The following is a 24,569-nucleotide window of genomic DNA, read 5'->3' as shown; positions in this document are numbered from 1 at the left end:
AGAATGGCCCGGTGGAGGACATCGACGCGATCGCGGCGCTGCAGGATCCGGTGCGGCGCCGCCTGTACGAGTACGTGGCGGGGCAAGGCCGTGAGGTCGGGCGCAACGAGGCCGCCGAGGCGACCGGAGTGGCACGTACGCTCGCGGCGCACCACCTGGACAAGCTGGCCGAGGCCGGGCTTCTGGACAGCGGCAGCCGTCGCCTGACGGGCCGTTCGGGGCCGGGGGCAGGTCGCCCCGCCAAGGTCTACACGCGGTCGCAGGCCGAACGGTCGGTGTCGCTGCCCGCCCGCGACTACCGCACCGCCGCCGAACTCCTCGCCGAGGCCGCCGAGGAAGCCGGCCTGGACGACGGGCTCTGCGCGGCGGCGCGCCGCCGGGGCGAGGCACTGCGCGGATCGGCCGAGCCCTGCGACGACCTCGACGCGGCCATGGAGCTGCTGGCCGCGCGCGGCTACGAACCGCATCTCGAAGACGCGGGAGCCGCAGAAGACGCGGCGGAGGGGGCGAGCGGGTCGGCAGCCCGCGTCGTCCGCATGCGCAACTGCCCTTTCCACGCCGTGGCCGAGCGCTTTCCGCCCCTGGTCTGCGGCATGAACCTCGCGCTGCTCGAGGGGCTGATCGGAGCGGGCGGCGCGGTCCGCGCCCGGATGGACGCCCGGCCCGGGGAGTGCTGCGTGATCATCGAGCCTTCTAAAAACAATATTGATTGACATAGAAAAGCGGCTCGTGCTGGGATGAGGACATGACCTCAGCCGCGCCTGCCGCCCACCTCGCCGAGATCAACCTCGCCAAGCTTCGTCACCCCCTGGACGACCCGCGCACGGAGTCGTTCGTCGAACTGCTCAACCCCGTCAACGCCGCCGCCGACGGCGCGCCCGGTTTCATCTGGCGACTCGTCGAGGAGGGGGCGCCCGACGCCACCGCGCTGCGCCCGGCGGGCGAGGACGTCATCGTCACCATGTCGGTGTGGGAGACGCCCGAGGCGCTGTGGGAATTCACGTACCGCAGCGGCCACTTGGAGGTGATGCGACGGCGACGCGAATGGTTCGACCGGCACGTCGAGTCGTATCTGGTGCTGTGGTGGGTGCCCGCCGGACACATCCCGACGGTCGACGAGGGCCTGGAGCGGCTGGCGGACCTGCGGGCGAACGGCCCCTCCCCGCGGGCGTTCACCTTCGCCTCCACCTACACGGCGGCCGAGGCCGCCGATACGTTGCGGGCGGCCGCCGTCCCGACGGCGTAGGGGGCTCGCTGCGCACACGCTGCCGGACGTCACACCCAAGAGCGTGCAAACAGCGGAAGCCGCACGGGGAGAAGCTGTCACGCTCGACCCATGGTCTTGGGGATGGGCACCGTGGACGCCGTGAGCCGCGCCCTGCCGGAGGCGGCGGCGCGAGCGGAAACCGTGGCGGAGCTGGGCGACGTACTCTCACGGCATCTCGCCCGGGTCCTGCCGCACGACGGCTACTTGCTCTCCGGGTTCGACCCCGTCACGGGCGCGCGCTGCTTTCTCGCCTGCGAGAACAGCTACAGCAGCAGCGCACGGCGCCGGATGGACCGGGCGAACGCCCTCGGCCGGACCCGCAGGCCCGTCGCCGACCTCCTCCACGGCCCCTGCCCTGCGGTGGTGCTCGGCGCCGGGGCGCAGGACCCGTGCCCCGCCACGCGCCGGCTCCACGGCATCATGGCCGCCGACGACTACGGGAGCGAGCTGTGCATCGCCCTGTCCCGACGCGGCATCGCCCGGGGCGCGTTGGTGCTGCTGCGCGAGCGGGGCGCCCGGCCGTTCTCACCGGCGGAGACCGCACGTGCGGCAGAACTGACGGGCCCGCTCGCCGCAGCCGTGACACGCTACGTGACGGACAAACCGCTGCACCCCCGGAAGGTCCACCTCCCCCCGGCCATCGTCGTCATCGGCAAGAACGACGAGATCGCCGGAGCGACCCCCAGCGGGCGGGAGGCGCTGGGCGGGATCGTGCCCGGCGTCTACCCGGCCGGTGAGCGGGAACTGTTCAGCTTCATCTGGCACATCACCTACACGGCCCGCCGCACGGGCCTGCCCGCGATCACACGCGCCCCCACGCCCCTGGGCTGGTTCTCGCTCCAGGCGCACCCGCTGGACGGCGCGATGACGGGCGACGTGGTCGTCACCCTCCAGCCCGCCACGGCGACGGAACTGCTCCCCGCGCTCGCCCAGTGGTACGGCATCTCGCCCAGGGAACGGATGGTCGTCGAGCAGGCCCTGCAAGGACTCGCCGTGAAACAGATCGCACGCCGCCTCGACCTGTCACCGCACACCGTGAACGACCACTTCAAGGCGGTCTACCGCAAGACGGGAGTGACCGGCAGGGAGGAACTGATCGCCTGCCTGTGAGGGTCGTCCGACCGCGCGTAGATCACCAGCGTCTGCTCGGGGCGTCCGGCCACGTGGAACGCCGTGTACGCGTAGGTGACGATGTCGCGGCCCGGCGGGCGGAGGCGCTTGTGGCCGCCGGACCGTTGCGCGACGTCGAACCGCGGCCACCACTCCCGCACTTCGGGGCTGCCGGCGTGGAGTTCCTCGACGAGGCGTGCGTACCGCGGGTCGCCCGAGTGGGCGCCGGCGAGTGTGCGGAGGCGGGCGAGCAGGCCCTGTGCCTCGGGTTCCCAGTCGACCAGGATGTCGCGGGCCGCGGGCTCCAGGAAGACCCAGCGCGCGAAGTTGGGCGGCCGGTCCGCGTCCGTGCGCAGCTGCGGGAACACCTCTTCGGCGGCCGGGTTGTGGCTCAGTACGTCGTACGTGCCGTCGATGATGTACGCCGGGTGCGGCTGAAGCATCAGGGGCACCGCCGCGATCTCGGCGGTCAGTGATTCCGGCTCCGGCGGCACGGTGGCGGGGGCGCGTCCGGCCAGCCGGAACATGTGGTCGCGCTCGTGCGGGGCAAGGCGCAGGGCGTCGGCGATCGCGTCCAGGACCTGGTCCGAGACGCGGATGTCCCGCCCCTGTTCGAGATAGGTGTACCAAGTGGCGCTCATCCCGGCGAGCAGGGCCAGCTCCTCCCGCCGCAGCCCCGGCGTGCGCCGCCGCCGTGTCGACGGCAGGCCCACCTCACGGGGCGTGACCCGCTCCCTGCGGCTGCGCAGGAACGCGGCGAGTTCCGTGCGTTGATCCTGGGCCTCGTCCGCCATGGGTACCACCTTTGATTCCAGAATAAGTTCGTTCTGGATACCAGGTTAACGGCCCCACAGACTGTCCGTGCAGCACACGAAGCACGAACGGCAGCACACACGAGTGGAGCGCAGCGGCATGACGGGTATCAGAGGCAAGGTCGTGGCCATCACCGGAGCGAGCAGCGGCATCGGCGAGGCCACCGCGCTGCTCCTGGCGGAACGAGGCGCGCGTCTCGTCCTGGGCGCGCGCCGCACCGAGCGGTTGGAGGCGGTGGCGGGGCGGATCGCGGAAGCGGGTGGTGAAGCCGTCTTCCTGCGCACGGACGTGACGCGCAGCCACGATCTGCACGCCCTCGTCGCGCTCGCCCAGGAACGGTTCGGTCGCCTCGACGTACTGGTGAGCAACGCGGGAGTCGGCACCGTCTCGCCCCTGGACGACCTGCGCACCGACGAGTGGGACCACATGGTCGACGTCAACATCAAGGGGCTGCTGCACGGCATCGGCGCGGCGCTTCCGGTCTTCCGCGCCCAGGGCGGCGGCCAGTTCGTCACGACCGCGTCGACGGCGGCGTACCGCGTCGTACCGGCGATGGCCGTGTACGCGGGGACGAAGGTCGCCGTTCGTGCCATCTGCGAAGGGCTGCGGCAGGAGGCCGGGCCCGCGCTGCGGGTGACGACCGTCTCGCCCGGGGTGACGGCCACCGGGTTCGCCGACGCGTCGACCAATGACAGGGTCCGTGCGGACATCGGGCGGATGCGCGACGAGCTCGCGATCCCGCCCGCTTCGATCGCGCGGGCCATCGCGTTCGCCGTCGAACAGCCCGCCGACGTCGACGTCAACGAGATCGTCGTACGGCCGACCGCGCAGAGCTGATCCGCGCGCGAGGTCCTGGTCCTGGTCGCGCACGGCTTCTCCAACGTGGAGATCGCCGCCCACCTGTTCATAGGTGCGGCCGGACAACTGGAAGTACCGCTCGCCCGAGGGTGCGCCCCCGGCGCACGAAAGCGCGCCGCCGAAAGGGAAGGTCGGCGGCGCGCTTGCTCCTGCCCGCCGCGGAGAACCGGTATCGGCCCTCCACGGCACGGGGGTCAGGTCAGTCGTTCACGCAGGTGTTGCCGAAGGCCGGGTTCAGCAGGCCGACGACGTTGATGGTGTTGCCACACGCGTTGACCGGGATGTGGACCGGGACCTGGATGGTGTTGCCCGAGATGACGCCGGGCGAGTTGAGGGCCGCGCCCTGCGCGCCGGCGTCGGCCGAAGCCATACCCGCCGCGCCCATCACCAGGGCGCCGGTGCCCAGGACCACGCTCAGCGTCTTCTTCGTTGCGGACATGGTGGAACTCCTTGCAGTCGAATGTGCCTGAGGGCGCCCGGTCGGGTCACCACACGCCGTGCGAGACCGGAGCAGCACATCTCTGGGCGCCCGCGGTGATCAACGCCCGCCCCCGTGGCCGGACACGCGTTCTCGCCCGAATGCCGTAACGGCCGTGATCCGCCGCGAGGCCGCCACCGCCACCGAAGGAGCCCGCGAGGTCATTCGCCCCCGGTGTCCCGGCACTCGACGTGGCCCCAGCCCTGCGCGTTCTTGGCGATCTTCTCCCCGGCGGCGTACGGCTTCCGGCAGTGGCAGCGGCCGGGGTACTTGGCCTTGATGACAGCCCCTGAGGACGCCTTCCCGGAGACCGCCTTCTTCGTACGGGCGGTGGTCTTCCGGGGCGCACGGCTCGTGGGGGAGGAGGTCATGCGGTCCGCCCGCGGCTCCGGGATCTCCGTCGCGCCGTGGGCCGTGCCCGCGGGCTGCTGGCTCGTCGCCGCGTCGCTGGCCGCGACGTCGGCGATCGCGTTGAGATGGTCGCCGTCCACGCGGTGCGCGGCCACGTGCCGGAACGTCACGTCGCGGCCCTGCAGCAGAGCGTCGATGCGCACGACCAGGTCCTTGTTGGCGACCGGCTTCTTCGCCGCGGTCTGCCACCCGTTGCGCTTCCAGGACGCGATCCACTTGGTGACCGCGTTCATCGCGTACTGGCTGTCCATCCGCACCTCGAGCGGCACGGCGGGGTCGGTGGCTTCCAGGAGTTCCGCCAGCGCGGTCAGCTCGGCCACGTTGTTCGTGGAGTGGCCGAGCGGACCGGCTTCCCAGCGCTGCGGGTGGCCGTCCGCGTCGGCGACCACCCACGCCCAGGCCGCGGGCCCGGGATTCTTCTTCGCCGCTCCGTCACAGGCGGCAATGATCAAGTCAGACATCCCTCGATCGTTTCATCCCGCGCGGCCGGCGGGACACCGCAGGTCCCCGACGCGGCCGACACGGCTGCTCGATGTCTTGTCGAGGAAATGCCGGGCACACGTATCACGTGAACGAGCACTCTCCCACCGCCTGCGGCCGGCCCGGGCCCGGCGACCGGACCACCGTCGCCGACGGGGCCTGGCTCGCCGTGGCCTGTCAGCTCGCCACGGCGAGCCCGCACTCGGAGTCGGAGTTCAGCGCTGGTGCGGTCGTCGTCGCCGACGACGGCACCGAACTCGCCCGCTCCTACTCCCGCGAGAGCGGCGCACACCACCACGCCGAGGAAGGCGCCCTGGCCAAACTCGGGCCGGACGACCCGCGTCTGGCCGCGGCCACGCTCTACGCCTCGCTGGAGCCGTGCACGGAAGACCACTCCCGGCCGCGCTCCTGCGCCCGGCTGATCCGCGACGCGGGGGTGCGTCGGGTGGTGGTCGCCCTGCGGCGGCCCGAGACGACCGGCACCGGTCGTCTCGAGGATGCCGAAGTGACCGTCATCGAATTGTCCGAGTACGCCGACGCTGCCAGATCCCCGAATTCTCATCTGATGTGATTGCACGGTCGCTCGTCACTCGTCCTTCGCCTCCTTCTCCCGGAGCTTTCAGAGCATGATGAGCAGGCGCGTATTCGGCTTGAGCTTCCTGTTCACCGAACGACTCTGCACGTACACCTCCAACTTGGGATTGTTGCCCGCCTTCACGGAGACGGTTCCGTGAATACCCGTACCGAACAGGAGGCTGCGCGCCGCGTCGCCCGTATATGCGCGGTCGGTGTCCTTCTCGACCACGATGACTTCCTTGTTCTGCTGCACCTGGGCCCGGGCGCCCAGCTGGTAATAGCAGGCACCCCTTTCGTACGTGACGCCCGGATGCGAGTTGACGAAGGGGCGAATCTCGGTCTCCTGGTCGACCTTCAGGAGACGGTATTTGTCGGCCGGTATCGGTTCGAGGTTCGCGCGCACCTCGTCGACCGAAATGTCCTGGCCGACGGCGAACAGGTTCTTCGTGCCGCGCACGCCCTGCTCCCGTCCGCGGAGGAAGCTGGTGGCGGCGGCGCGCACGGTGCCGATCGCGTCCTCGACGCCCTTCTGGGAGTCGGCGTCCCAGATGGCGATGTTGCCGGCCGGGAAGCCGTAGTTCTGCGCGGTGCGCTTGGCCAGCGAGTTCGGGACGAGGATCGCGGACGTCCAGTGGCCGGGCAGCCCGCCCATCTTCGCCGTGATCCTGTCGAGCCAGGGGCCGAGGATGGTCATGTCGCCGTCGTGGCGCCGGTCACCACCCGAGGCGTTCTCCTCGCCGTCCGTGACGACGATCTGGAGGAAGCTGTGCTCGCCGTATTCCTCCCAGATGTGTCCCAGGTCGTCCAGGGACTTCAGGGAAGCCTCTATCAGCGCCGTCGCTCCGTTCTTCACCCGGTACAGCCCGCGCATGGACGGAAGGTGCTTCACGTCCATGTCCCAGACCAGGTTCTCCACCTTGTGGTCGAAGGAATAGAGGCTGATACGGGTTTCGTGACCGAGGCTGTCCGACTCGGCCTTCAAACCCGCCACGAACTCGTCCACCACGCGAATCAGTTGGCTCTGGTGCGGCTGCATCGAACCGGAACAGTCAACTACCAGCGCGACGTGATTCACCTTGTGCTGAATCCTGTTTGCGGACACGTCAGTGCTCCCCCTTCGAGGTTCCCCGAGTGATGTTCCCCGAGTGATGTATTCACTCTATGGGGAGGCACTGACAACGGCCTTTGACGCTGAATCACCCCACCCCGTTCGCGACCCCGCCCGCGCTCCGCCGGGTGACCGCCCACAGCGCGAGCGCCACGCAGCTGAACGCCGCGCCCAGTGCGCACACGGCTCCCCAACCGCCCACCGTGTAGAGGGAGGTCGCGGCGATGGCGCCGGTGGCGCTGCCGACGGAGTAGAAGACCATGTAGCCACCGATCAGCCGACTACCCGCGTCGGGACGCAGCGCGTAGATCAGGGTCTGGTTGGTGACGTGGACCGCCTGCACGGCGAGGTCGAGGAGGACCACGCCGACGATCAGGGCCGCCAGGGAGCTGCGGGTGAGGGCGAGGGGTACCCACGAGACGGCGAGCAGCGCCAACGCGATGCCGGTGGTCTGCCGGGAGAGTCCGCGGTCGTTGAGACGCCCCGCCACGGTCGCGGCCAGGGCGCCGGCGGCGCCGACCAGTCCGAGCGCGCCGATCGCGCTGTGGGACAGGAAGTACGGGGCCTCGCTGAGCGGCAGCGCGACGCTGCTCCACAGGGTGCTGAAGGCGGCGAACACCAGCAGGCCGAACAGGGCGCGAAGCCGCAGCAGTTGCTCCTGGGCGAACAAGGTGACGGTGGAGCGCAGGAGTTCGCCGTAGCGAAGGGCCGTCCGGGGGGTGTCGGTGCCGCTCGGGAGTGCCTGGTCGCGCGGGAGTACCCGGTGCAGGACCAGCGCGAGGAGTGCGGCGAGCGAGGCCGAGGCGAGGTAGACGGAGCGCCAGCCCGCGACATCGGCCAGCACGCCGGACGCGGTGCGGGCCAGCAGGATGCCGACGACCACACCGCTGGTGACCGTGCCGACGATCCGTCCGCGGCCCGCGGCGGGCGCCAGCGAGGCCGCGAAGGCCACCAGTGTCTGTGTGACGACCGCGAGGAGACCCGTGGCGGCCATGCCCGCGAGCAGCACGCCCGCCGTCCGGGCGGCGGCCACCAGGATCAACGCGCCCACCAGGAGCATTAGTTGGGTCACGATGAGGCGCCTGCGGTCGGCCATGTCTCCCAGCGGTACGAGGAAGAAGAGCCCGAGGCCGTACCCGACGTGCGTGAGCGTGACCACGCTGCCGATGAGCGCGGGGCTCATGGCGAGGTCGTGGCCCATGGTCACCAGGAGCGGCTGGGAGAAGTAGACGTTGGCCACGGCTGCTCCGCAGGCGACGGCGAAGAGGAGCACGATGCCGCGGGACAGGGTGAACGCGGCTTCGGCGGAACCGCCTTGCGTCGAGGGTTGGCTCTCGGTCCGGTTGTCGCTCTCGTCCCTCCCTTCGGGCCGGGTCTCGCATGGTCTGGTCACAGCTTCGCCGTCGCAGGGCATCCGCGCACACCTTCGCCTTTCCGCACCTGGTTGCAACTTGCCACCAGGGGAGGTGCGACGGTAGCGCGTGTTGGTAGCATGTTGCAACCAGACGGAGAGTGGGAGGCGAACGCCATGGTGACCAGGACGCGGTTCGACGACAGTGAATGCCCGGTGGCCCGGTCGGTGGACGCGATCGGCGACTGGTGGTCCCTGCTGATCGTGCGGGACGCCTTCGACGGGAGCCGACGCTTCGGCGAGTTCCAGCGCAGCCTCGGCGTGGCCAAGAACATCCTCACCGCGCGTCTGCGCACCCTCGTGGACGGCGGCATCCTCGAGTCCGTCCCGGCCTCGGACGGCAGCGCCTATCGCGAGTACGTCCTCACGCCCAAGGGCAAGGCGCTCTTTCCCGTCATCGTGGCGCTGCGGCAGTGGGGCGAGCAGAACTTCTTCGCGCCCGGCGAACCGCACTCGCAGCTGGTCGACCGCCGGCAGGGCCAGAGCCTGCGCGCCCTGGAAGTGCTCTCCGCGGACGGACGGCGCCTGAGCCCCGATGACACGGCCGTCCACAAGGTCCCCGCTCGGACGTCAACTGCGTGACCGATCCGTCCGCCCCTCGGACGGATGCAGGACGCGGGAAGGACGGCTCAGCGGGCGAGCAGGTCGCGTATCGCCGCGCTGACCACGGCGGGCTCCTCCTCCGCCATGAAGTGCCCGCAGGACACGGTCGCGTGGTGCAGGTCGGGGGCCCAGGCGCGCCACAGCGCGGCGGCGTCGAAGCCGAGTGCCGCGCCCCAGTCCTGCTGGAGCACGGACACCGGCATGGCGAGCCGGTTGCCCGCGTCCCGGTCGGCCCGGTCGTGCCGGACGTCGATGTGGGCGGAGGCGCGGTAGTCGGCGACGATGGACGGCACGGCCTCGCGGGAAGCCCGGAGGTAGGCGGCGCGTACGTCGGCGGGGATCGCCGCGGGATCGCGCGTCCAGATGTCCAGGAAGTGGCCGAAGAACGCGTCCGGGGCGGCGCCGATCAACTCCTCCGGCAGACCCGGCGGTTGGGCCATCAGGTACAGGTGGAAGCCGACGGCGGCCGTGGTGCCGTGCATGACCTCCCACATGTCGAGCGTCGGCAGCACGTCGAGGGACAAGAGGTGCGTGACCGCTTCCGGGTGGTCGAGCCCGGCCCGTACGGCGACGAGGGCGCCGCGGTCGTGCCCGGCCAGGGCGAACCGCTCGTGGCCGAGGGCACGGGCCAGCGCGACCACGTCGGCTGCCATCGTGCGCTTGGCGTACGTTGCCCCGTCGAGGTCGGCCGGTTTGTCGCTGGCGCCGTACCCGCGCAGATCGGGGCAGATCACGGTGTGCTCCTCGGCGAGGTCGGCCGCCACGTGCCGCCACATCAGGTGCGTCTGCGGGAAGCCGTGCAGCAGCACGACGGGGCTGCCGGAACCGCCGACGGCGACGTGGAGACGTACGCCGTCCGCGACAGGGACGTGCTGGTGATCGAAGCCGGGGACGGTCGGTGTCATGGTGAGCTCTCCGGGAGGATGGGGCAAGGCCGCAGGTGGTGGACGCCTTCAGCCTGCCGCCGCCGAATCAGCAACCGATCAGTGAGCGGGACGGGAACGGGCGGGACGGGTGGAGTGGTGAAGGGAACGGGGCGGCCGGGACCAGGGGGACCGGCACAGTGGGGGCCGGGATCATGGGGCCCGGAATCGTTGGGGCCGGTCCGGTTCGGGGTCCTCGGCCCCGTGACGGCCTGGAACTCCGACGGCCCGCTCGCCCTGGCCGGGCCGCGACAGCGTGCGGTCCTGGCCCGTCTGGTCGTCGCCCGCCGCCAGGTCGTCCCCGTCACGCGCCTCATCGACGACCTGTGGGACGACCCGCCGGAGCGCGCACTCGGGACGGTCCGGACGTTCGTCGCCGCACTGCGCAAGGCCCTGGAACCCGACCGGCCGCCCCGCGCACCCGCCCGCCTCCTCGTCACCGAGGGCCCGGGCTACGCGCTGCGGGCCGCACCGGACGCCGTCGACGCCTGGCGGTTCGAAACCGCCGTGAGCGAGGCCCGGCAGGTGCCGGCGCCGCAGGCGCTGCGCCGCCTCGACGAGGCGCTGGGGTGGTGGCGAGGTCCTGCCTACGCCGATTTCACGGACGAGGAGTGGGCGCGGACGGAGCGTTCCCGGCTCGCCGAACTGCGCGCGCTGGCCGTCGAGCGGCGCGCCGAGGCGGCGCTGGCGTGCGGCGGGGCCGCTGATGTCGTGCCCGACCTCGACGCGCACGTGGCCCGCCATCCGTGGCGTGAGGACGCCTGGCGGCTGCTGTCCCTCGCGCTGTACCGGACCGGTCGGCAGGCCGACGCGCTCGCGACACTGCGCCGCGCCCGGGCCACGCTCGCCGATGAGCTGGGCCTCGACCCGGGCCCCGGCCTGCGCCGCCTGGAGGCGGACATCCTCGCGCAGGACGCGGCTCTGGACCCGGGAAGACCGCCGAACGAGCCGACGGGGACAACGGCCCATGAGCCGACGGGAACATCGGTTCCTGAGCCGACCGGAACAACGACGGCGACCACGACGCCTCCCCGGTCGGCGTCCCGGCTCTGGAGCGAGACGGCGGCGTCGTACGACCGCACCGTCGAGGCCGGCGCCCGTGCCCGTCTGGAGTCGACCGTCGGCCTCATCCGGAACCTCGCCGTGACGGGAGCCGAGGGACTGGAGGCCTCCCGGCGGCACCGCATGGGGGTGGTCGAGGCGGCCGAGGAGTACGGCGACGCGGAACTGACCGCGCGCGTGATCGGCGCCTTCGACGTGCCGGCGATCTGGACGCGCGGCGACGACCCGGAGCTCGCCCGGCGGATCGTCGCGGCCGCGGAGCGGACCCTCGCGCACCTGCCGCAGGACGCGTCCGACGCGACCCGCTGCCGTCTCCTCGCCACCGTCGCGGTGGAGACGCGCGGCGCCAGGACACCGCGCGGACCCCAGGCCGCGCGCGAGGCGGAACGGCTCGCCCGGCACCTCGACGACCCCGCGCTGCTCGCGTTCGCGCTCAACGGGACGTACATGCAGTCCTTCACCCGCGCCGGCCTGGCCCCGCGGCGCGACGCCATCGGCGCCGAACTCGTCGAACTCGCCGCGCGACACGGCTTGATGACGTTCGAAGTGCTCGGCCACCTCATCCGCCTTCAGGCACGCGCCGGGCTTGGCGACTTCCCGGGGGCCGACGCGCACGCGGCCGCCGCGACGCGTCTCTCGGAGCGTCACGAACTGCCGTTGGTCGGCGTCTTCACACGGTGGTACGACGCCCTGCGGCAGGCCGCGTCCGGGGACGTGGCACGTGCCGAGGCCGCGATGCGTGTCGCCGCCGCGCACCTGGACGAGGCAGGGATGCCGGGGATGCGCACGGGGCTGCTGCCGCTGGCGCTGGTCGCCCTGCGGCTGGCCCACCTGCTGCCGCCCGACGTCGACCTCGCGCTGGACTGGGGCCCGCACCGCCCTTGGGCCGAGGCGCTGGCCCTCGCGGAGACGGGGCGCCACGCCCGGGCGCGAGCGGCACTGCGTGCCCTGCCCGAACCGCCGCCGGACCTGCTCTACGAGGCGCTGTGCTGCGTGGAGGCGGAGGCAGCCTTGCGGGCGGGGGACCGGACGGTATTGGAGCGGGTACGGTCACGCCTGCTGCCGGCCGCGGGGCAGGTGGCCGGTGCGGGCAGCGGGGTACTCACGGCAGGGCCCGTGGACGCGTGGCTCGCCCGCGTCGGGGACGCCCTTGCCCGACACCGTCGGCAGAGCGGGAGCTCCGGCTGAGGTGCTGCACAACGTGCTTGCCCGACGCGGTCCCTCGTCACGACACTGGTCCCATGAACAGGGCGACGAGGGAACCACTGCCGGGAGGCGGGCTCGTCCTGGCCGTACCTGGGAGCGCACACGGCACGCCCCCGCCCCCGTCGCAGTCCCCGCCCCCGTCGCTCCGCTTCGAGCGCGTGGCGAGCCGCCGCTGGACACTGATGCAGGGCGAACGGCCACTGATCCGGGCCCGGTCGGAGGGCGACGGTTGCTGTCACGACCTCCACCTGCACCGCCGGCCCGGCCACCGCTCCCCGCTGCCGCCCCTGTCCGCCGCGACGATGCGGGGCGGCGGCGACTGGACCCACCGGTACGCACGTCGGCTGGAGGACACGGCGCAGTACGGCCCGCTCCGGCCCGGACGCTGGCGGCTGTCCCCGCGCACGACGTTCGCTCCCGGCATCTGGGACTGCGACCTCGTCCAGGACTGGCCCGACGCCACCATCGAGCTGCTCTGCGGGGGAGGCTGGCACGGCATCCTGCCGCTGCGCCCGCTCCCGGCGCCGGACGCCGCGCGTGTCAAGGCCCTCCGCAAGCACGTCCGCGAGGGAAACCTCGCGCCCGTGCTGCTGTGGTGGGTGTCCTTCCTGGACGGCTGGCTGCTTCTCGACGGCCACGACCGCGCGGCGGCCGCGCTGGCGGAAGGTACGGCTCCGGCCTGCGTGGAGCTGGTCCGCGCACCGGACGACGCCGACTGGCGTGCGACGGCGGCGGAGATCAACCGGGGCCACGAGGAACGCATGGCGCGCCTGGACACGCACCCCACGACCCCGCACACGGTCCGCCAACGGCAGGCCCTGGAACGGGGTTACGCCGACGCCGTCTCCACGCTCCCGTACGACGCGGCCGCGACACCGATGGACGGGCTGGTCCACTAGCTCACTAGGCCCCTAGCCCTTAGGCCCCTAGTCCACGTGCACGCGCGCGGCGGGGGGTGAAGAAGTTGACGAGGTTGCCGTCGGGGTCCCGGAGGAGCAGGGAGCGGTTGCCCCAGGGCATGGTGGTCGGCCCGTTGACGAAGTCGGGAACCCAGCTGGTCAGGGCGGTGTGCAGCTGATCGACGTCGTCGACGAGGAACTCGATGATCACGCTGTGGTTGTCGGCCGGGCGTGCGGAGCCGGGGGCGAAGAGCGGAACCGTGCGCGTGCTCGCGATCGCCAGCGTCGCGGTCGGGGTCCTGAGCTCGGCGAAGTCCTCGGTGGCCCAGGTGGCCGCGGTGCCGATGGCCTTCTCGTAGAAGTCGACGAGACGTGCGACATCGCCGGTGATGATGCGGACGGATACGAAGTCGGTGGTCGCTGTGGCGTGCATGCTGCTCTGCTCCTCGGCCGTTGAGTGGTGCCGCACCGCGTCGTGACGTGCTGCGCTGCGGTCCATGTGCTCTGCACGCTAGAACGAATAGTGGACAGAATCGGTCCTGTATTGGCGCTAGGGTGCAGATATGTCTCGACCGGTCGGCCGCGTGCTCACGCTCCTGGAACTGCTGCAGTCCGGCGGCACCCGCACGGTCGCCGAACTGGCCGAACGGCTCGGCGTCGACGGGCGGACCGTACGGCGCTACGTGGACCAGCTGATCGACCTCGACGTGCCGGTCGAGTCCGTGCGCGGCCGCTACGGCGGCTACCGGCTCGCCCCCGGCACGGCGTTGCCCCCGCTGATGTTCGGCGACGACGAGGCGCTCGCCGTACTGCTCGGGCTGGTCGCCGGACGCCGGGCGGGCCTCACCCCCGGGGGCACGGCCGGTGAGACGGCGGCGGCCAAGATCCGGCGTGTGCTGCCCGCCCGCGTCGCCCGCCGGCTCGACACGGTCCTGGACTCCCTGGCCTTCACGGACGAGCCGGGCGCGTTCCGCGTACCTGACTCGGAGGTGCTTCTCACGCTGGCCGACGCGGTACGCCATCGCCGGCCGGTCGCGCTCCGGTACACGGACCGCAAGGGGCTGCGCGGCGACCGCACCCTGCATCCGTACGGGATCGTCGCCCATGCGGGCCGGTGGTACGTCACGGGCAAGGACCCGGATATCGACGAGGACCGGACCTTCCGGCTCGACCGCATCACGACGGCGCGTCCTCTGGTGGGCCGCTCGTTCGAGGCACCGGACGGGTTCGACCCGGCGGACCGCGTGCTGACCGGGTTCGCCACGGCCGCGTACCGGTACGAGGTGACGTTGCGGATCCAGGGCACGGTCGAGCAGGTCCGCGCCCGCCTTCCCGTCAGCGTCGCGAGCCTGGAGGAGTGCGCTCCCGTCGGCGCGGAGGACGAGAGCGAGGGGCGGGTCGGTCGTGAGCCGTGGCTGCGCGCCGAAGTGCGGGCGGAGCGCCTCGACTGGCTGCCTCCTCTCCTCGCGTCGCTCGACCGGCCGTTCGTCGTCGAACGCCCCGAGGAACTGCGCGGACTCGTCGCCGAGTTCGCCGAGCGCCTGGCCTCCTTCGCCCGCCGCCCGGCCTGATCGCGGTCCCGCGGCGCTAGGGCCGCGGGGAGGCTGCGGCGCGCGTCGGCGGGACCGGCGCCAGGCGGTACGCATCCCCGTCGGACACCACGTGGCCGGCCGTCGGGTCGGGGAAGTGGGTGCCGAGGAGCAGCGTCTCCGTGTCGGCGAGCGAGGCGAGCAGATCGCTCCGTGTGGCTTCGGCCTGCTCGGGGTCGATGTCCACGCAGCTTCCGACGTGAGGGTGGGGGAGTTGTACGGGGTGGTGGAGCAGGTCGCCCGTGATCAGGGCTGATTGGCCGTTGCTGCTCACTTGGACGGCGATGTGACCGGGGGTGTGACCAGGGGTGGGTACGAGGCGTAGGCCGGGGGCGAGTTCGGTGCCCCGGGCCGGGACGTCGACCGGGTCGAGCAGCCCCGCCTCCTCGACCGGATGCACGGAGTCGCGGAACATCTGCTGTCGCGGTGCGTCCATGTCGTAACCGGCCCAGAACTCCCGCTCGGCGCGGGAGGTGACGTAGCGGGCACGCGGGAAGGTGGGGCGCCAGATGCCGTCCTGTTCGCGGGTGTTCCAGCCGACGTGGTCGGTGTGCAGGTGGGTGAGGACGACCAGGTCGACCGAGTCCGGCGGGAAACCGGCGTCGGTGAGGCGTTGCAGGTAGTCGGTGCGGAGGTCGTGCCAGGCCGGGTTCGCCCGCGTCTTGCCGTTTCCGATGCCGGTGTCGACGAGAACGCGGAGCGTGCCCACCGTGAGCGCGAAGGTGTGGCTGTCGAGGTGCAGGGTGCCCGCCTCGTCGGCGAAGTCCGGTCGCAGCCAGGGGTGTTGGGTGACCGCGTCGGGCGTTGCGGCCGGGAGCAGCCAGGGGCCGGTCTCGGGCGGCAGGGGGATCTCGTCGACGCGGTGGACGGTGATGTCGCCGACGGTCCAGTAGGGGGTTTGGCCTCGGAGCGGGGCCCGGCCCGGGGTCGGAGTCGTGGTCTGCGTCTGCATGCGTACTCCCTGGTTAAGGCTAAGCGTTTGCGTTAAGTGAGCGTAGGTCCTACGTTGGGGCTAACGCAAACAGTTAGCTTTTAGCGAGTCGAGACTGAGCGCCACGCGATGAAGCAGCCGGCCCCTCGCCCCGACACCCCTGAAAAGGACCCCCATGCCCGACACCGAACCGCCCCTCACCCCGCCGGAAGCCGCCCGATGGGCGGCGCGTTCCGGACTTCCGCTGGCGAGCGACCGCACCCAGGCGGTCGCAGCGACGGCCGACCACATCCACTCGGTCGTCGCCGTCCTGCGGGAGCTGGACTTCGCCGACACCCCGCCCGCCGCGCACCGCGCGGCGGAGGAGACCCAGGGAGTGGAGACCCGCGATGCAGCCGTATGAGTTGACCCTTGCCGCCGCCGCCGAGGAGATCCGGACGCGGCGACTGTCCCCCGTCGAGCTGGTGGACTCGGTGCTCGACCGGATCGCCCGGACGGAACCCTCCCTCCAGGCCTACGTCACGGTGACGGCGGAGCGGGCCCGAGAGTCGGCACGCGTGGCCGAACGCGCGATGGCAGCCGCCCCCGACGGCACCACCGCCGCCCCCACGCACAGCCCTCTGCACGGAATCCCCGTAGCGCTGAAAGACCTGATCGACGTCGCCGGGGTCGCGACCACCGCGAGCTCCCGCGTCCGCGCCGACCACCCCGCGGCCGACGCGGACAGCACGGTCGCCGCACGCCTGGCCGCGGCCGGCGCCGCTCTCGTCGGCAAGACCCACACCCACGAGTTCGCCTACGGGCTCACCACGCCCCAGACCAGCAACGCCTGGGACCCGGACCGCGTGGCGGGCGGCTCCAGCGGCGGTTCGGCCGTCGCCGTCGCGGCCGCCGCGGCGACCTTCGCCCTGGGGACCGACACCGGGGGGTCCATCCGCGTTCCGGCCGCGTTGAACGGCGTCGTCGGCCTCAAGCCCACGTACGGCCTCGTCCCCCGGCACGGTGTGACGTCCCTGTCCTGGTCGCTGGACCACGTGGGCCCCTTGACGCGTACCGTCGAGGACGCCGCGCTGGTGATGTCGGTCCTCGCGGGCCACGACCCCCGCGACCCCGCCAGCCTGCCCACCCCGTCCTCCGTGGACTACCGGCCGCTGCCGGGCGCGGACCTGACGGGAGTACGGGTCGGGGTGCCGCGCAACTACTACTTCGAGCACGTCGACCCCGAGGTCGAGACGGCCGTGCGCGGCGCCGTCAAGCAGCTCGAGGCCCTCGGCGCGACGCTCGTCGAGGTCGAGATCCCGATGACCCGCTACGTCCAGGCCACCCAGTGGGGCCTGATGGTCCCCGAAGCCACCGCCTACCACGAGCGGACACTGCGCTCGGCGCCCGAACGGTACGGCGCCGACGTCCGCGTCCTGCTGGAGGCCGGCGCGCTCATGTCCGCCGGTGACTATCTGCGCGCCCAGCGGGCCCGCACCCTCATGCGGCAGGCGTGGCTGCGCATGCTGGACGAGGTCGACGTGGTCGCCGCGCCGACCGTTCCCGTGACGGCTGTCCGTACGGACCAGGAGGTCGTCGTGTGGCCCGACGGCACGAGCGAGAGCGTCTCCGACGCGTACGTCCGCCTGTCCGCGCCCGCGGACATCACCGGTGTTCCGGCGCTGTCCGTCCCGGCCGGCCGCGACGCCGCGGGGATGCCCATCGGCATGCAGCTGCTCGGGCGGCCGCTCGACGAGGCCATGGTCCTGCGGGTGGGGCAGGCGTACGAGGAGTCGGTGCCCGCGCCCGGATACGCTCCGGTGCACGTCCCGGCGGGCCGGCGCGGCGACGCGCTTTAAGGTGATGCCGTGAGTCGTAGACCGATGGCGCGCCCCGGCGGGCGCAGTGCCCGCGTCCAGGAAGCGGTGCACACCGCCGTACGTGAGCTCGCGGACGAGGTGGGCCGCGACGCGCTGACCGTTCCCCTGATCGCGGCCCGCGCCGAGGTCACCCCTTCGACGGTCTACCGTCGTTGGGGCGATCTGCAGGCGCTCCTGTCGGACGTGGCGGTCGAACGGCTGCGTCCCGAGGCGCCGCCGGAGGATCTCGGGGACCTCAGGAGCGATCTGCAGGCCTGGGCCGAGCAGTTCCTCGACGAGATGGGTTCGCCCGCGGGCCGCGCGTACATCCGTGACGCCCTGCTCGGCGACCCCGACGGCAGCAACGCGGGCCAGTGCTCCGCCTACGCGGCCGATCAGGTCGACGTCATCCTCGCCCGTGCGGCGGACCGCGGGGAGACCGCACCCGGCGTGGAGACGGTGCTGGACCACGTCGTCGCGCCGATGATGTACCGCATCCTGTTCCGCCCCTCCGGACACGACGCGGCGTACGCGCGCCGGCTGGTGAACGCAGTGCTCGACGCACCCGCGTGAGGGTGGTGGGTGTCTGCGTGGTGCGGGTGGGTGCGGGGCCGGTCGTCGGCGCCGCTCACTCGTCCCCGTAACCGGGCCGAGCGCACGCCACCACCCCGTCCACCGCCACGAACCGCGCCGTCAGCGTGTCGCCGTCGTCGCCTCCCACCACGGCCAGGAGCACCTCGACCGTGTGCTCCGTCTCGTCGCCGTAGGCGCCCTTGGGGACGGAGGCGCTGAGCGTGCGCACCTCGGCGATGTCGAAACCGGCGCGTGCGCACTCCGCGAACAGGTCCTGCAGCAGGCCCGGGCGTTGCAGGTACGTGATGCGGTAGTGGACGGGTACCGAGCGCAGCAGTGAGAGCCGGCGGGCCAGGGGGCGGACGGCGTACGCGACGAGGAAGTACGACGCGGTGGCGAGCGCCGCCAGCAGGGGCAGTCCTGCCGCCGCCGCCGAGCCCACGGCGGCCGTCAGCCAGATGGTCGCGGCCGTGGTCAGGCCCTGCACGGATCCCCGCTGTACGAAGATGACCCCGGCGCCGATGAAGCCGAGACCGGAGACGATCTGCGCGGCCACCCGGGACGGGTCGAGGGTGACGGTGCCGGACTGCAGCACGTCGGTGAACCCGTATTTGCTGACCAGGGTGAACAGCGCGGCGCCCACGCCGACGGTGGTGTAGGTCCGCAGGCCCGCGGCCTTCTGGCGGATCTCACGCTCCAGGCCGATCGCGGCGGACAGGCCGAAGGCCACGGCGAACTCGGCCAGCTGCACCCAGCCCTGGCCACTCGGTTCCATCACTCGTCCTCACCCCGGCCGTACGGTCATCCGTCCCTCCTCGTGCCCACTGTTGCCGATGGGACACGCGTCCGCGATCCGGGCGGTGCCCGGCGGGATCGTCGCGAACCGGCCATTGTCCGGACGGGCCGGCTCCGGCAACACCTGCTTCGGGTCCCGGCGGTGGAGGCGTCTGCGTACGTAATTCCCCTCTGTCGCACATGGATGTACGTGTCCGGCATGGCGTCCCTCACGTCACAGGTGACGCTCGGGTCCCACCCGTCACGTGCGTCCTGACGGAACTCGTACCTCCCCTTGTGCTGGTGCCGAGAGTCCGCCCTGCGCTCCGTCCGCCGCGCTTTTCGGACAGCGGATCGCGCACCTTGTAGCCCGCTCCGAGCGCTGGCTACGATCCCGCTCTCGTTTCACTCCCATCCCACTTTCTTCACATCTCTTCACGGCTGCTTCATGTTCATGGAGGAATTGCGTGGAGTCGTTACCCCTCACTTCCGCAGGCACCTCCGCCCGCGACTTCCGGCTCTTCTGGTGGGCCAACGCGACCGACGCGCTCGGCACCCAGGCCTCCGGTGTCGTACTCCCGCTGCTGCTCCTCTCGCTCGGTCACTCCGCGCAGACCGCGGGGCTCGTCGCCGGCCTTTCGCTGGCCGCCGGGATCCTGCTGGGACCGCTCGCCGCCGTCCCCGCCGACCGCGGCGCCCGCAAGACGATCATGTTCTGGTCCGCCGCCGTCTCCGCGCTCGCCATGGGCTCGGTCGCCCTGGTGCTCGCCCTCGGACATCTCACGCTCGCGCACCTGCTGGGCGCCGTCCTCGTGGAGCGCTTCGCCACCGCCACCCACGACGCCGCCTCGCGCGGCACGGTCGCCCTGGTCTGCCCGCCCGACGACCAGCCCCGCGCCCTCGCCCGGCTCGCCGCCGCCGACCAGGGCGCCCTCATCCTCGGGCCCGCCGTCGGCGGCGCCGCCTACCAGCTCTCGCGTGCGCTGCCCTTCCTGGCCGACGCCCTCTCGTACGCCGTCGCCGCCTGCTGCGTACGCGGCATGCGGGCCGAGCTGAAGGCCCCGGCGGAGCCCACCGGGGGAGGGCTGCTCCGTGAGGCCGCCGCCGGGCTGCGCCTCGTGCGGCGCGAACCGCTGCTCCGCCTCGTCCTGGTGTGGATCGCCCTCGTCAACGGCGTCGCTGTCGCGCTCTACTACGCAGCCGTCTTCGCACTGGAACGCTCCGGCTCCGGCGCCCTCCCGCTCGGCGCCGTCCTCGCGGTCTCCGGCGCCGCCGGTCTCGCCGGGTCGCTCGCCGCGCCCCGGGTCGCCGTACGGGTCGGCGCCGCCCGGGTCCTCACCGCCGTGACCTGGCTGCTCGTACCGCTCACCGCAGCCCTCGCCACCGCCGCCGGGCCCTGGACGTACGGCCTGCTGCTCGGCGCGGTCTGCCTGCTCGTGCCGCTGCCCGCGGTCGTCCTCCAGGCGCGCGCCCTCCTCGTGACGGAACCCTCGGTACAGGCGCGCGTCGGCGCGGTCCTCGCGACGGCGTCCGGCGGCACCGCCGCCCTCGCCCCCGTCCTCGCGGGACTGTGCGCGGACCGGATCGGCACCGCGGCACCCGCACTGGGCTGCGCCGCCCTGCTCACCCTGCTCGCCGTGCACACCACACGGCGCGCCGCCCTCGCGGAGGCCACCGCGTGAGCCGCTTCCAGGTCTACCGCGCCGCACTGCCCGAGGTGTGCGCCGCCGACCCGCGCCGCATGGTGTTCACCGCCGACGCCGAAGGGCGCTGCGAGATCTGCACCTGGGACGCCGCGACCCGCCGCTCCCGCCGGGTCACCGACCGGCCCGGCGGCACCCTGCACGGAGCCATCGACCGGGACGCACGCGTGTGGTGGTTCGACGAGGACGCCCGCGGCGTCGGCCAATGGCGCCACCAGGCCTTCACCGGCGGGCCCGACCGGCTGGGCCTCACCGGCGTCCCGGACGGCACCGCCCGCGGCCTCGCCGTCATCGGCGGCCCCATCGCCACCATCGGCATCGGCCTCGACGACAGCACCACGATCCGCGTCGGCACGCGCGGCGGCCCCGGCCGCGAGGTGACGCGCGTCGAAGGACCCGCCGCCCTCGCCGGACTCGCCCCGAGCGGCGACCTGCTGGCCCTCACCCGCACCGCGGACTCACCCGCGGCCGTCAGCCTCCTCACCCCCGACGGCACCGTCGTCGCCGTCCTGCCCGGCGACGGCCCGCACGGCAGACTCTGGGCCCTCGGCTTCGCACCCACGGGGCCACGCCCCACGCTCCTCCTCGTCCGCGAGCACGAGGACCGCTACCTGCTCGCCACCTGGACCCCCGCGGGCGGCGCCGTCACCCACGACTGGTGCGCCTTCGACACCCAGATCACCGCCCGCTGGTACCCGGACGGCCGCTCCGTCCTGATCCGCCAGGACCGCCACGGCCGCTCCCGACTCCACCGCGCCCACCTCGGGACCCGCACCCTCACCCCCGTGCCGACCCCGCCCGGCACCCTCCTGGACGCCGCCCCGCGCCCCGGCGGCGGCCTCCACACCCTCTGGACCGACACCACGCACCCGCCGACGATGACCTCCAGCGCCGGTACACCCCTGCCACCGCTCGGCACCGTCGCCGGCCACGTCCCCGGCACCGTGCGGGACATCCACACCCCCGGACCCGACGGCCCCGTGCACACCTTGCTGAGCCTTCCCGAGGACGGCGCGGGTCCGCACCCCGCCGTGTTCCTCGTGCACGGCGGCCCCGCCGACCACGACAGGGACGCCTACGACGGCACCGTGCACTCGCTCGTCGCCTCCGGCTTCGCCGTCGCCCGGGTCAACTACCGCGGCTCCACGGGCTACGGGCCCCGCTGGCAGCGCGCGTACCGCGACGGCGTCGGCCACACCCAGGTCGCCGACCTCGCCGCCGTCCACGCCGACCTCACCGCGCGCGGCCTGATCCGCCCGGACGCGACCGGCCTGTGGGGCACCTCGTGGGGCGGCTACCTCGTCCTGCTCGCCCTCGGCACACGGCCCGGCCTGTGGCGGGCGGGCGTCGCCGTGAAGCCCGTCGCCGACTACGCCGCCGCCCACGCCGCGGGCACCGTGGCCCTGCGCGCCCTGGACGAGCGGCTGTTCGGCGGCACACCCGGCCAGGTGCCCGCACGGTACGCGCACAGCTCACCGATCCGGTACGCCGCCCGCGTACGGGACCCGCTGCTCGTCGTCGCCGCCACGCACGACACCAAGTGCCCGGCGCAGCAGGTCCGTTCCTACCTCGGCGCCCTCGACGCCGCCGGTGCCCGGCACGAGTCCCTGTGGCTGGACTCCGGGCACGACGGCTACGACGGCGGCGACCACATGACCGTACTGCGCCGCGCGGTGCTCTTCCTCGACCGGGAGCTCCGCCCACCCAGACGCCCCGCTCCGCAAGGTGACGGGTCGATGCACCACACCGTCCAGCACTGAATCAGCGCGACCTACCGAGAGGAGAGAGCCATGCAGAAGGACGTCATCCACAACGACCCGCTCGCGGAGGACGAGACGAACCGGAGGCCGAGCGTCGGCATCACGGTCACCGTCCCGTTCCGCAACGCCGAGGACGGCGAAGACACCGTCGAGGACTGATCCCCACCGGCCGGCTCCCGGGCACACCCCGGGGGCCGGCCGGCCCACACCCCCGGAGGAGCGCCCGTGCGCGTACTGCTGGTCAACATGCCCTGGTCGCCCATCGACCTTCCGTCGCTCGCCCTGGGCATCCTCAAACGAAGCGTGGACGAACGCGTCCCCGGCGCCACCGCCGAGGTGCTGCACGCCAACCTCGCCTTCACCGACTGGATCACCGAACGCACCGAGTTCACCGGTGACGACTACGAGTACTACGCGCTCTCCTCCTACTTCATGGGCTGCGGCGACTGGGTGTTCTCCTCGGCCCTCTACGACGACCCGGAGTGGCGGGACGACGAGTTCACCAGCGTCATGACCGGCAAGCTGAAGGCCGCGCGGATGAAGATGACGCGCGCGCTGCACCGGATCGTCCCCGAGTTCGTCGAGATGATCGCCCGCCAGGTCGTGGCGAGCGAACCCGACGTCGTCGGATTCACCTCCACCTTCCAGCAGAACACCGCCGCCCTCGCCTGCGCCCGCCGCGTCAAGGAGCTCGCCCCCCACCTCGTGACCGTCATGGGCGGCGCCAACTGCGACGGCGAACAGGGCGCCGCCGTGCACCGCAACTTCGACTTCGTGGACCACGTCGTACGGGGCGAGGGCGAGGCCGCCTTCCCCGCGCTCCTCACCGCCCTCACCGAGAAGACCCCTCTCGACGACATCCCGGGCCTCTGCCACCGCGACGCCGACGGCAGGAGCGTCGTCAACTCCATGGCCACCCGGCCGCTGCCGCCCGCCGCGATCCTGCCGCCCGACTACAGCGGCTACTTCGAACGCCTCGCCGCGTCCGTGGCCCGCAACTGGGTGGAGCCCAAGCTCGTCGTCGAGGGCGCACGCGGCTGCTGGTGGGGAGAGAAGCACCACTGCACGTTCTGCGGACTCAACGGCTCGTTCATGGAGTTCCGCTCCAAGAGCCCGGACACCTTCTACGACGAGATCATGGACCTGGCCCGCCGCCACCGGGTCCTGGACATGTACGTCGTCGACAACATCCTCGACATGCGCTACCTCACCACCGTGCTGCCCCGCATCATCGAGAGCGGCTACGACCTGCGCCTGCACATCGAGATCAAGGCCAACATGAAGCGCAGCCAGCTGCGCACCCTCGCCGAAGCGGGACTCATCTACGTCCAGCCCGGCATCGAGAGCCTCAACAGCAGGGTCCTCGACCTGATGGACAAGGGCGTGAGCGGCTGCCAGAACGTCCGGATGCTCCGCGACGGCGCCGAGACGGGCCTCTCCGTCGCCTGGAACTACCTCCACGGCTTCCCCGGCGAGAGCGCCGAGGACTACGACCCCGTCATCGCGCAGATCCCCGCACTCGAACACCTCGACCCACCGGTCGACCTCTCCGCCCGCATCGCCATCGAACGCTTCAGCCCCTACTTCGAGCGCCCCGAACTCGGCTTCACCGGCCTGCGTCCCGAGGGCCACTACCGCTTCACCTACGACCTGCCCGAAGAAGAGCTGTACGGAATGGCGTACGTCTTCGAGGCCCCGGCCCGCGGCATCGGCGAGCCCACCGTGAAGGCACTCAACGAGGCACTCGCCGACTGGCGCAAACACCACACCGACGCCCGCCTCACCCATGACGACCACGGCGACCGCATCGTCCTCGTCAGCCGCCGACGCACCTTCGCCTGGCGCGCCATGGAGCTCACCGACCCCTTCGAGCTGGTCGTCTTCCGCCTCCTGGACCAGCCGCACAGCGTCCAGGCCCTCCTGCGGAAGGCCGCCGCGCGTGTCTCCGACATGACCCTCGACGAGGCCAGGGTCCAGGAACTCCTCGACTCCTGGACCGCCCTCGGCATCGTCTTCGCCGACGCGGGCCAGTACGTCCACATCGCACCGGCCGCGGTCAACGAGGACCTGCTCCGCCTCGACTTCATGCGGCACATCCACGCGGAGGAGACGGCACTCGCGTCCGTGTCCGAGTCCGCGTCCGTGCCCGAGCCCGCCCGATCCGGAGGAGCACAGTGACCGCGACCCTCGCCACGC

General features: G+C 72.3%; 25 protein-coding genes. 16 read left to right on the top strand and 9 right to left on the bottom strand.

The window, feature by feature from the left end:
- The first annotated feature begins 11 nt into the window (after positions 1–11).
- From AC07DO_RS07160 to AC07DO_RS07150, 3 genes are all read left to right on the top strand, one after another.
- Positions 12–713 carry a helix-turn-helix transcriptional regulator gene (locus tag AC07DO_RS07160; RefSeq protein WP_479057655.1) on the top strand — a complete coding sequence of 234 codons (702 nt, stop codon included), beginning with the start codon at positions 12–14 and terminating at the stop codon, positions 711–713.
- 32 nt (positions 714–745) lie between these two features.
- On the top strand, positions 746–1,246 hold the full coding sequence (locus tag AC07DO_RS07155; RefSeq protein ID WP_479057654.1) for a DUF3291 domain-containing protein: 501 nt from the start codon (positions 746–748) through the stop codon (positions 1,244–1,246).
- A gap of 90 nt (positions 1,247–1,336) precedes the next feature.
- Positions 1,337–2,377 carry a helix-turn-helix transcriptional regulator gene (locus AC07DO_RS07150; RefSeq protein WP_479057653.1) on the top strand — a complete coding sequence of 347 codons (1,041 nt, stop codon included), beginning with the start codon at positions 1,337–1,339 and terminating at the stop codon, positions 2,375–2,377.
- Here the strand turns inward: AC07DO_RS07150 and AC07DO_RS07145 are convergent.
- Complete coding sequence (locus tag AC07DO_RS07145; RefSeq protein WP_479057652.1) at positions 2,326–3,171, bottom strand: helix-turn-helix transcriptional regulator; 846 nt, start codon at positions 3,169–3,171, stop codon at positions 2,326–2,328. The genes AC07DO_RS07150 and AC07DO_RS07145 overlap by 52 nt on opposite strands.
- A 118-nt stretch (positions 3,172–3,289) precedes the next feature.
- On the opposite strand from AC07DO_RS07145, the gene AC07DO_RS07140 reads away from it, so the two are divergent.
- Entirely contained in the window at positions 3,290–4,027 is a 738-nt protein-coding gene (locus tag AC07DO_RS07140; RefSeq protein WP_479057651.1) for an SDR family oxidoreductase, read from the top strand.
- A gap of 220 nt (positions 4,028–4,247) precedes the next feature.
- Here the strand turns inward: AC07DO_RS07140 and AC07DO_RS07135 are convergent, their stop codons facing one another.
- Together AC07DO_RS07135 and AC07DO_RS07130 are read right to left on the bottom strand one after the other, a co-directional pair.
- Positions 4,248–4,487 carry a chaplin gene (locus AC07DO_RS07135; RefSeq protein WP_479057650.1) on the bottom strand — a complete coding sequence of 80 codons (240 nt, stop codon included), beginning with the start codon at positions 4,485–4,487 and terminating at the stop codon, positions 4,248–4,250.
- 200 nt (positions 4,488–4,687) lie between these two features.
- Positions 4,688–5,398 (bottom strand): ribonuclease H family protein, encoded by a 711-nt coding sequence (locus tag AC07DO_RS07130; RefSeq protein ID WP_479057649.1) that lies wholly within the window; start codon positions 5,396–5,398, stop codon positions 4,688–4,690.
- Positions 5,399–5,505: 107 nt separating this feature from the next.
- Between AC07DO_RS07130 and AC07DO_RS07125 the strand changes: the two genes are divergently transcribed.
- Positions 5,506–5,988 (top strand): cytidine/deoxycytidylate deaminase family protein, encoded by a 483-nt coding sequence (locus tag AC07DO_RS07125; protein WP_479057648.1) that lies wholly within the window; start codon positions 5,506–5,508, stop codon positions 5,986–5,988.
- A gap of 48 nt (positions 5,989–6,036) precedes the next feature.
- On the opposite strand, the gene AC07DO_RS07120 is transcribed toward AC07DO_RS07125, so the two are convergent.
- Both AC07DO_RS07120 and AC07DO_RS07115 read right to left on the bottom strand, forming a co-directional pair.
- Positions 6,037–7,095, bottom strand: coding sequence for a vWA domain-containing protein (locus AC07DO_RS07120; protein WP_479057647.1), 1,059 nt, complete (start codon positions 7,093–7,095; stop codon positions 6,037–6,039).
- Positions 7,096–7,189: 94 nt separating this feature from the next.
- The gene (locus tag AC07DO_RS07115) at positions 7,190–8,515 is read right to left on the bottom strand and encodes an MFS transporter (RefSeq protein ID WP_479057646.1); all 1,326 of its coding nucleotides are present in this window, start codon (positions 8,513–8,515) and stop codon (positions 7,190–7,192) included.
- Between the two features lie 114 nt (positions 8,516–8,629).
- Between AC07DO_RS07115 and AC07DO_RS07110 the strand changes: the two genes are divergently transcribed.
- A complete protein-coding gene (locus AC07DO_RS07110; RefSeq protein ID WP_479057645.1) occupies positions 8,630–9,094 on the top strand; it encodes a winged helix-turn-helix transcriptional regulator in 465 nt (154 codons plus the stop codon).
- Positions 9,095–9,141: 47 nt separating this feature from the next.
- Here AC07DO_RS07110 and AC07DO_RS07105 read toward each other — a convergent pair whose 3' ends face one another.
- Positions 9,142–10,020, bottom strand: a complete 879-nt coding sequence (locus AC07DO_RS07105) for an alpha/beta fold hydrolase (protein WP_479057644.1) — start codon at positions 10,018–10,020, stop codon at positions 9,142–9,144.
- Between the two features lie 222 nt (positions 10,021–10,242).
- Here AC07DO_RS07105 and AC07DO_RS07100 point away from each other — a divergent pair, with 222 nt between their 5' ends.
- Both AC07DO_RS07100 and AC07DO_RS07095 read left to right on the top strand, forming a co-directional pair.
- Complete coding sequence (locus tag AC07DO_RS07100) at positions 10,243–12,288, top strand: BTAD domain-containing putative transcriptional regulator (RefSeq protein ID WP_479057643.1); 2,046 nt, start codon at positions 10,243–10,245, stop codon at positions 12,286–12,288.
- A 53-nt stretch (positions 12,289–12,341) separates the two neighbouring features.
- Positions 12,342–13,205: a hypothetical protein gene (locus AC07DO_RS07095; RefSeq protein ID WP_479057642.1), complete on the top strand. Its 864-nt coding sequence runs from the start codon at positions 12,342–12,344 to the stop codon at positions 13,203–13,205.
- A 19-nt stretch (positions 13,206–13,224) separates the two neighbouring features.
- Here AC07DO_RS07095 and AC07DO_RS07090 read toward each other — a convergent pair whose 3' ends face one another.
- A complete protein-coding gene (locus AC07DO_RS07090) occupies positions 13,225–13,638 on the bottom strand; it encodes a VOC family protein (RefSeq protein ID WP_479058538.1) in 414 nt (137 codons plus the stop codon).
- 130 nt (positions 13,639–13,768) lie between these two features.
- Here AC07DO_RS07090 and AC07DO_RS07085 point away from each other — a divergent pair, with 130 nt between their 5' ends.
- Positions 13,769–14,776, top strand: coding sequence for a helix-turn-helix transcriptional regulator (locus AC07DO_RS07085; protein WP_479057641.1), 1,008 nt, complete (start codon positions 13,769–13,771; stop codon positions 14,774–14,776).
- Between the two features lie 16 nt (positions 14,777–14,792).
- Here the strand turns inward: AC07DO_RS07085 and AC07DO_RS07080 are convergent, their stop codons facing one another.
- Positions 14,793–15,746 (bottom strand): MBL fold metallo-hydrolase, encoded by a 954-nt coding sequence (locus AC07DO_RS07080; RefSeq protein ID WP_479057640.1) that lies wholly within the window; start codon positions 15,744–15,746, stop codon positions 14,793–14,795.
- Positions 15,747–15,900: 154 nt separating this feature from the next.
- Here AC07DO_RS07080 and AC07DO_RS07075 point away from each other — a divergent pair, with 154 nt between their 5' ends.
- The 3 genes from AC07DO_RS07075 to AC07DO_RS07065 are packed head-to-tail and all read left to right on the top strand — an operon-like array spanning position 15,901 to position 18,136.
- The gene (locus AC07DO_RS07075; RefSeq protein WP_479057639.1) at positions 15,901–16,128 is read left to right on the top strand and encodes a hypothetical protein; all 228 of its coding nucleotides are present in this window, start codon (positions 15,901–15,903) and stop codon (positions 16,126–16,128) included.
- Complete coding sequence (locus AC07DO_RS07070) at positions 16,115–17,563, top strand: amidase (RefSeq protein ID WP_479057638.1); 1,449 nt, start codon at positions 16,115–16,117, stop codon at positions 17,561–17,563. The genes AC07DO_RS07075 and AC07DO_RS07070 overlap by 14 nt, the downstream gene beginning before the upstream one ends.
- A gap of 24 nt (positions 17,564–17,587) precedes the next feature.
- Positions 17,588–18,136, top strand: a complete 549-nt coding sequence (locus AC07DO_RS07065) for a TetR/AcrR family transcriptional regulator (protein ID WP_479058536.1) — start codon at positions 17,588–17,590, stop codon at positions 18,134–18,136.
- A gap of 55 nt (positions 18,137–18,191) precedes the next feature.
- Here AC07DO_RS07065 and AC07DO_RS07060 read toward each other — a convergent pair whose 3' ends face one another.
- Positions 18,192–18,911, bottom strand: a complete 720-nt coding sequence (locus tag AC07DO_RS07060) for an MgtC/SapB family protein (protein WP_479057637.1) — start codon at positions 18,909–18,911, stop codon at positions 18,192–18,194.
- Between the two features lie 466 nt (positions 18,912–19,377).
- Between AC07DO_RS07060 and AC07DO_RS07055 the strand changes: the two genes are divergently transcribed.
- The 4 genes from AC07DO_RS07055 (at position 19,378) to AC07DO_RS07040 (ending at position 24,551) form a co-directional block, all read left to right on the top strand.
- Complete coding sequence (locus AC07DO_RS07055; RefSeq protein ID WP_479057636.1) at positions 19,378–20,592, top strand: MFS transporter; 1,215 nt, start codon at positions 19,378–19,380, stop codon at positions 20,590–20,592.
- Positions 20,589–22,373 carry an alpha/beta hydrolase family protein gene (locus tag AC07DO_RS07050; protein WP_479057635.1) on the top strand — a complete coding sequence of 595 codons (1,785 nt, stop codon included), beginning with the start codon at positions 20,589–20,591 and terminating at the stop codon, positions 22,371–22,373. The genes AC07DO_RS07055 and AC07DO_RS07050 overlap by 4 nt, the downstream gene beginning before the upstream one ends.
- A gap of 30 nt (positions 22,374–22,403) precedes the next feature.
- Positions 22,404–22,532 (top strand): hypothetical protein, encoded by a 129-nt coding sequence (locus AC07DO_RS07045; protein WP_263399473.1) that lies wholly within the window; start codon positions 22,404–22,406, stop codon positions 22,530–22,532.
- Positions 22,533–22,598: 66 nt separating this feature from the next.
- Complete coding sequence (locus AC07DO_RS07040) at positions 22,599–24,551, top strand: RiPP maturation radical SAM C-methyltransferase (protein ID WP_479057634.1); 1,953 nt, start codon at positions 22,599–22,601, stop codon at positions 24,549–24,551.
- The last annotated feature ends 18 nt before the right edge of the window (positions 24,552–24,569 follow it).

The sequence above is a fragment of the Streptomyces sp. NPDC045678 genome, from assembly GCF_056432085.1.
This window is presented reverse-complemented; position numbering and strand designations above follow the sequence as displayed.

Bases quoted from the DNA above. Each gene is read 5' to 3' on its own strand.
- AC07DO_RS07150 (WP_479057653.1), top strand. From the start codon at position 1,337: ATGGTCTTGGGGATGGGCACCGTGGACGCCGTGAGCCGCGCCCTGCCG.
- AC07DO_RS07085 (WP_479057641.1), top strand. From the start codon at position 13,769: ATGTCTCGACCGGTCGGCCGCGTGCTCACGCTCCTGGAACTGCTGCAG.
- AC07DO_RS07045 (WP_263399473.1), top strand. From the start codon at position 22,404: ATGCAGAAGGACGTCATCCACAACGACCCGCTCGCGGAGGACGAGACG.
- AC07DO_RS07140 (WP_479057651.1), top strand. From the start codon at position 3,290: ATGACGGGTATCAGAGGCAAGGTCGTGGCCATCACCGGAGCGAGCAGC.
- AC07DO_RS07070 (WP_479057638.1), top strand. From the start codon at position 16,115: ATGCAGCCGTATGAGTTGACCCTTGCCGCCGCCGCCGAGGAGATCCGG.
- AC07DO_RS07110 (WP_479057645.1), top strand. From the start codon at position 8,630: ATGGTGACCAGGACGCGGTTCGACGACAGTGAATGCCCGGTGGCCCGG.
- AC07DO_RS07075 (WP_479057639.1), top strand. From the start codon at position 15,901: ATGCCCGACACCGAACCGCCCCTCACCCCGCCGGAAGCCGCCCGATGG.
- AC07DO_RS07090 (WP_479058538.1), bottom strand. From the start codon at position 13,638: ATGCACGCCACAGCGACCACCGACTTCGTATCCGTCCGCATCATCACC.
- AC07DO_RS07105 (WP_479057644.1), bottom strand. From the start codon at position 10,020: ATGACACCGACCGTCCCCGGCTTCGATCACCAGCACGTCCCTGTCGCG.
- AC07DO_RS07065 (WP_479058536.1), top strand. From the start codon at position 17,588: ATGGCGCGCCCCGGCGGGCGCAGTGCCCGCGTCCAGGAAGCGGTGCAC.
- AC07DO_RS07145 (WP_479057652.1), bottom strand. From the start codon at position 3,171: ATGGCGGACGAGGCCCAGGATCAACGCACGGAACTCGCCGCGTTCCTG.
- AC07DO_RS07060 (WP_479057637.1), bottom strand. From the start codon at position 18,911: ATGGAACCGAGTGGCCAGGGCTGGGTGCAGCTGGCCGAGTTCGCCGTG.
- AC07DO_RS07135 (WP_479057650.1), bottom strand. From the start codon at position 4,487: ATGTCCGCAACGAAGAAGACGCTGAGCGTGGTCCTGGGCACCGGCGCC.
- AC07DO_RS07115 (WP_479057646.1), bottom strand. From the start codon at position 8,515: ATGCCCTGCGACGGCGAAGCTGTGACCAGACCATGCGAGACCCGGCCC.
- AC07DO_RS07130 (WP_479057649.1), bottom strand. From the start codon at position 5,398: ATGTCTGACTTGATCATTGCCGCCTGTGACGGAGCGGCGAAGAAGAAT.
- AC07DO_RS07080 (WP_479057640.1), bottom strand. From the start codon at position 15,746: ATGCAGACGCAGACCACGACTCCGACCCCGGGCCGGGCCCCGCTCCGA.
- AC07DO_RS07155 (WP_479057654.1), top strand. From the start codon at position 746: ATGACCTCAGCCGCGCCTGCCGCCCACCTCGCCGAGATCAACCTCGCC.
- AC07DO_RS07095 (WP_479057642.1), top strand. From the start codon at position 12,342: ATGAACAGGGCGACGAGGGAACCACTGCCGGGAGGCGGGCTCGTCCTG.